At 62.8% G+C, this 4,357-nt stretch carries 5 protein-coding genes; all 5 read left to right on the top strand.

The features are described 5' to 3' along the window. A partial coding sequence (gene allE / locus EN939_RS22845; protein WP_127269862.1) for a (S)-ureidoglycine aminohydrolase occupies positions 1-519 on the top strand: 519 nt, incomplete at its 5' end. After that, positions 516-1,007, top strand: a complete 492-nt coding sequence (locus EN939_RS22840) for an ureidoglycolate lyase (protein WP_127269860.1) — start codon at positions 516-518, stop codon at positions 1,005-1,007. The genes allE and EN939_RS22840, both read left to right, overlap by 4 nt. Before the next feature lie 66 nt (positions 1,008-1,073). Continuing rightward, a complete protein-coding gene (locus EN939_RS22835; RefSeq protein WP_127269858.1) occupies positions 1,074-1,667 on the top strand; it encodes a nucleoside deaminase in 594 nt (197 codons plus the stop codon). 82 nt (positions 1,668-1,749) lie between these two features. Further along, positions 1,750-3,735, top strand: a complete 1,986-nt coding sequence (locus EN939_RS22830; protein WP_127269856.1) for a CocE/NonD family hydrolase — start codon at positions 1,750-1,752, stop codon at positions 3,733-3,735. A gap of 153 nt (positions 3,736-3,888) precedes the next feature. Continuing rightward, on the top strand, positions 3,889-4,357 hold a 469-nt coding region (locus tag EN939_RS22825), incomplete at its 3' end, for an ABC transporter substrate-binding protein (RefSeq protein WP_127269854.1).

The raw sequence follows: 4,357 nt of genomic DNA, 5'->3' as shown, positions 1-4,357 counted from the left end.
GTCTTGCGGCCCGGCGGCTTTGCCTTCCTGCCGCCTGCCAGCGGCTGGACGGTCCGCAACGAAAGCAAGGCCGACGTGCGCTTCCACTGGATTCGCAAGGCTTACGAGGCGGTCGACGGTCTCGATGCGCCGGAGGCCTTCTTCGCCAACGAACAGGAGATCGCGCCGACGCCGATGCCCGGCACCGAGGGCCGCTGGGCGACGACGCGTTTCGTCGATCCAGCCGATTTGCGCCACGACATGCACATGACCATCGTCACGCTTGAACCGGGTGCGGTCATTCCCTTCGCCGAGACCCATGTCATGGAGCACGGGCTCTATGTGCTGGAAGGCAAGGCGGTCTATCGCCTCAATCAGGACTGGGTCGAGGTTGAGGCCGGCGACTATATGTGGCTGCGCGCCTTCTGTCCGCAGGCCTGCTATGCCGGCGGCCCGGGCAAATTCCGTTATCTGCTCTACAAGGACGTGAACCGGCACGCCAAGCTCGGCGGCGTCGGTGTCCCTGGGCGGACGCCGTGACGCGGATCATTGCGCGGCCACTGACCCGCGAGAGCTTTGCTCCGTTCGGCGACGTCATCGACATGGGCGGCGACAACCACTACCCGATCAATGGCGGCCGCGCGGAACGCTATCACGATCTGGCGACCGCCGAGGCGACCGGACCGAATGCCCGCGTGCTGATCTCGATGGTGCGCGGCACGCCTTACGAACTGCCGCTGAAGCTGAGCATGGTCGAGCGCCACCCCTTCGGCAGCCAGGCCTTCATCCCGCTGTCGCCGCGTCCATTCCTGGTCGTCGTCTGCCATGACGGCGAGCAAGGGCCTGATGAGTCGCATGCCTTCATCACCGCACCCGGCCAAGGCATCAATTACCGGCGCAATCTCTGGCATGGCGTGCTGACGCCGCTCGGCGAGCCTCAGGATTTCCTGATCGTCGACCGTGGCGGCGACGGCTCCAATCTCGAAGAGTTCCATTTCTCGCACGCCTACGAGATCCATCTCCCTTAATTTTTTGTGCGTGTCGTTACCCCAAACCCGGGGCACTTTGGGCGACATGCGGCAGGAGACCCCCTGATGACGGATATTTCGCTGATCGACCGCCTGCTCGACGTTATCGAGCACGACATCGTGCCGAAGACGGCCGACGGCGTCACCCATGGCAACAAGCTGTTCGGCGCCGCGATCCTGCGCAAGGACGACCGGTCGCTGGTGCTGGCCGAAACCAACAACGAGATGGAAAACCCGCTCTGGCACGGCGAGGTGCACTGCCTGAAGCGCTTCTACGAAATGCCCAGGGCTGAACGCGTCGATACGAAAGACGCCATCTTCATCGCCACGCACGAACCCTGCTCGCTCTGCCTGTCGGCTATCACCTGGACCGGCTTCGACAATTTCTACTATCTGTTCAGCCACGAGGATTCGCGCGACAGCTTTGCCATCCCGCACGACCTGAAAATCCTGAAAGAGGTCTTCACCCTCGATCCCGGCGGCTACAATGCCGAGAATGCCTACTGGAAGAGCTTTTCCATACGTCGGTTGGTGCGAACTTTGCCCGAAGCCGAGCGGCAACGGCTGGAAACACGTATCGGCGCGATTTCGGCGCGCTACGATGAGTTGTCCGGCGTCTATCAGGCGAATAAGGACGATAACGACATTCCGCTGAATTGACGCGGATTGACCAGCCGAATTCGTTGGCTGGCCCACGACGCGACCCCACCGGCTCCATCATCTGGCGATCCTGGAGCATGCCATGAAAACAGTCACCGAATTTTCCCGCAAGGTCGTCGAATTCCCGGACATGGGGATCGTCATGCCGGACGGCTGCCGGCTCTCGGCGCGGGTGTGGATGCCGGAGGATGCGGGCGACGATCCGGTGCCGGCGATCCTCGAACACCTGCCCTACCGCAAGCGCGACGGCACCATCTTTCGCGATCAGCTGACGCATCCCTATTTCGCCGGCCACGGCTATGCCTCGATCCGCGTCGACATGCGCGGCAATGGCGATTCCGAAGGGCTGATGGACGACGAGTATTCCGAGCAGGAATTGCAGGACGCCTGCGACGTCATCGCCTGGGCGGCAAGCCAGCCCTGGTGCAACGGCAATGTCGGCATGATGGGCATTTCCTGGGGCGGCTTCAACTGCCTGCAGGTGGCGGCCAAGCAGCCGCCGGCGCTGAAAGCCGTGATCAGCCTATGCTCGACCGTCGACCGCTATGCCGACGACATCCACTACAAGGGCGGCTGCCTGCTGATCGAGAACTTCGGCTGGGCTTCGACCATGCTGTCCTACTCGTCGCGGCCACCGGACCCGCTGCTGGCCGGCGACAACAGATGGCGCGATCTGTGGCTGACCCGGCTGGAGAACCAATCCTTCCTGGCGCCGCTGTGGCTGAAACACCAGCACCGTGATGCCTACTGGAAGCGCGGCTCGATCTGCGAGGATTTCTCCGCCGTCAAAGCCGCGGTGCTGTCGATCGGCGGCTGGCATGACGGCTACCGCAACACGGTCTCGCATCTGGCCAGCAACATCGAAGCCCCGGTCAAGGGCATTATCGGGCCATGGATCCACAAATACCCGCACTACGCAGGACCAAAACCCGCCATCGGCTTCCTGCAGGAGGCTCTGCGCTGGTGGGACCGCTGGCTGAAGGGTGTCGACACCGGTGTCGAGTCCGACCCGGCCTACCGCGCCTATGTCATGGACAGCGTGCGCCCAGCGCGCTGGCACCCCGAGCGGCCTGGCCGCTGGGTGGCGGAGCAGGAATGGCCATCGTCCAACATCAAGACACAAACGGTCGATCTGATCCCGTCAACGGAAAAACCCTCCATCGTTGCCTCGCCGCAAAGCTGCGGCCTGGCCGGTGGCGAGTATTTTCCCTTCACCTTCGGCCCCGAACTGCCGGGCGATCAGCGCCCCGACGATGCGCTGTCGGTGTGTTTCGACCAGTCGGAACTCAGTCAGGCCATCGACATCGTCGGCGCTCCGGAAGTCGAGGTGCGGCTGTCCTCCGACCGTCCGCAGGCCAACATCGCGATCCGGCTCTGTGACGTGCATCCCGACGGCGCCTCGGAACTGATTTCCTATGGCGTGCTCAATCTGACGCATCGCAATTCGCATGAATTTCCCGAGGCGCTGGTGCCGGGCGAAACCGTGTTCGCGCGCGTCGTGCTCGATCAATGCGGCTATCGCGTTCCGCCCGGCCACCACCTGCGTGTTGCCGTTTCAAACGCCTATTGGCCTGCCATCTGGCCGTCGCCGGAGCCGGTCCGGCTGACCTTGTCGGCGGCGACGCTCCGCTTGCCGCTGCGGCCGCTGGCGACAGACGACGAAGCGGCGTTCGCCGAGCCGGAAGGTGCCACTCCCTGGGCAACGGAGACGATCCGCGCCAGCAATTCCGAGCGCCATATCGATCGTGACGAAAAGACCGGAATCGTGACGCTTTCCATCGATGATGATTTCGGCGAGGTGCGCGATCTCGCTCATGGCCTGGCCAATGGCAGCATCGCCCGCGAGACCTGGACGATCCACCCCGACGATCCGCTCTCGGCCTCGGGGAAGACGCACTGGACGCAGACCCTGTCGCGAAACGGATGGTCGGTACGCACCGAAACGACAGCCGAAATGCGATCGGACGCGCAAAACTTCATCGTCAGCGCCAGAATCGAGGCCTATGAGGACGAAACCCTCGTCTTCGAGCGCAATTTCGAAGAGAAGGTGCGGCGCGCGCTTCTTTGAGCGCCGATTCATTGGTCCAATTGCGACGTACGATTTACGCCACGGCATGTCGCATTCGGTCTTGCTTACCGCTTTCCCTTGCGGTCATTATTCTCCTCACAAGAAACAAGAAAAACGACCGCAGAGTCGAACCAACAGAGTGAGGAACTCAAAATGTCGAACGAACTGGAATTTCTTAGCCGGCGTGTCGCGTCGGGCAAACTGAGCCGTCGTGATTTTCTCGGCCGGGCGGCGGCGCTCGGTATCTCCGCGCCCTTCGCCAACTCGCTGCTTTCAAGCGCTGCACGCGCGGCGGGTCCGGTCAAGGGCGGCACACTGAAGGCCGGCCTAGTCGGCGGTGAATCCACCAACAGCCTCGACCCGGCGCTGTTCATGACTCAGGTGCCGTTCGCCTTCGGCAAGATGTGGGGCGAATTGATTGTCGAGCTTTCGCCCGAAGGCAAGCTCGAGAATCGTATCGCCGAGGAGATCGGCTCGTCGGACGACGCCAAGGTGTGGACGCTGAAGATCCGCGACGGCGTCGAATTCCACAACGGCAAGACGGTGACCGCCGAGGACGTGGCCGCCACACTTGAGCGCCATTCCGACGAGAAGTCGAAATCCGGCGCGCTCGGCTATATGA

It is taken from the genome of Mesorhizobium sp. M7A.F.Ca.CA.002.05.1.1 (assembly GCF_003998335.1).
Classification (GTDB): domain Bacteria; phylum Pseudomonadota; class Alphaproteobacteria; order Rhizobiales; family Rhizobiaceae; genus Mesorhizobium.
Note: the sequence above shows the minus strand (reverse complement) of the source record. Positions and strands in the feature narration are given on the sequence as shown.

Bases quoted from the DNA above. Each gene is read 5' to 3' on its own strand.
- EN939_RS22835 (WP_127269858.1), top strand. From the start codon at position 1,074: ATGACGGATATTTCGCTGATCGACCGCCTGCTCGACGTTATCGAGCAC.
- EN939_RS22830 (WP_127269856.1), top strand. From the start codon at position 1,750: ATGAAAACAGTCACCGAATTTTCCCGCAAGGTCGTCGAATTCCCGGAC.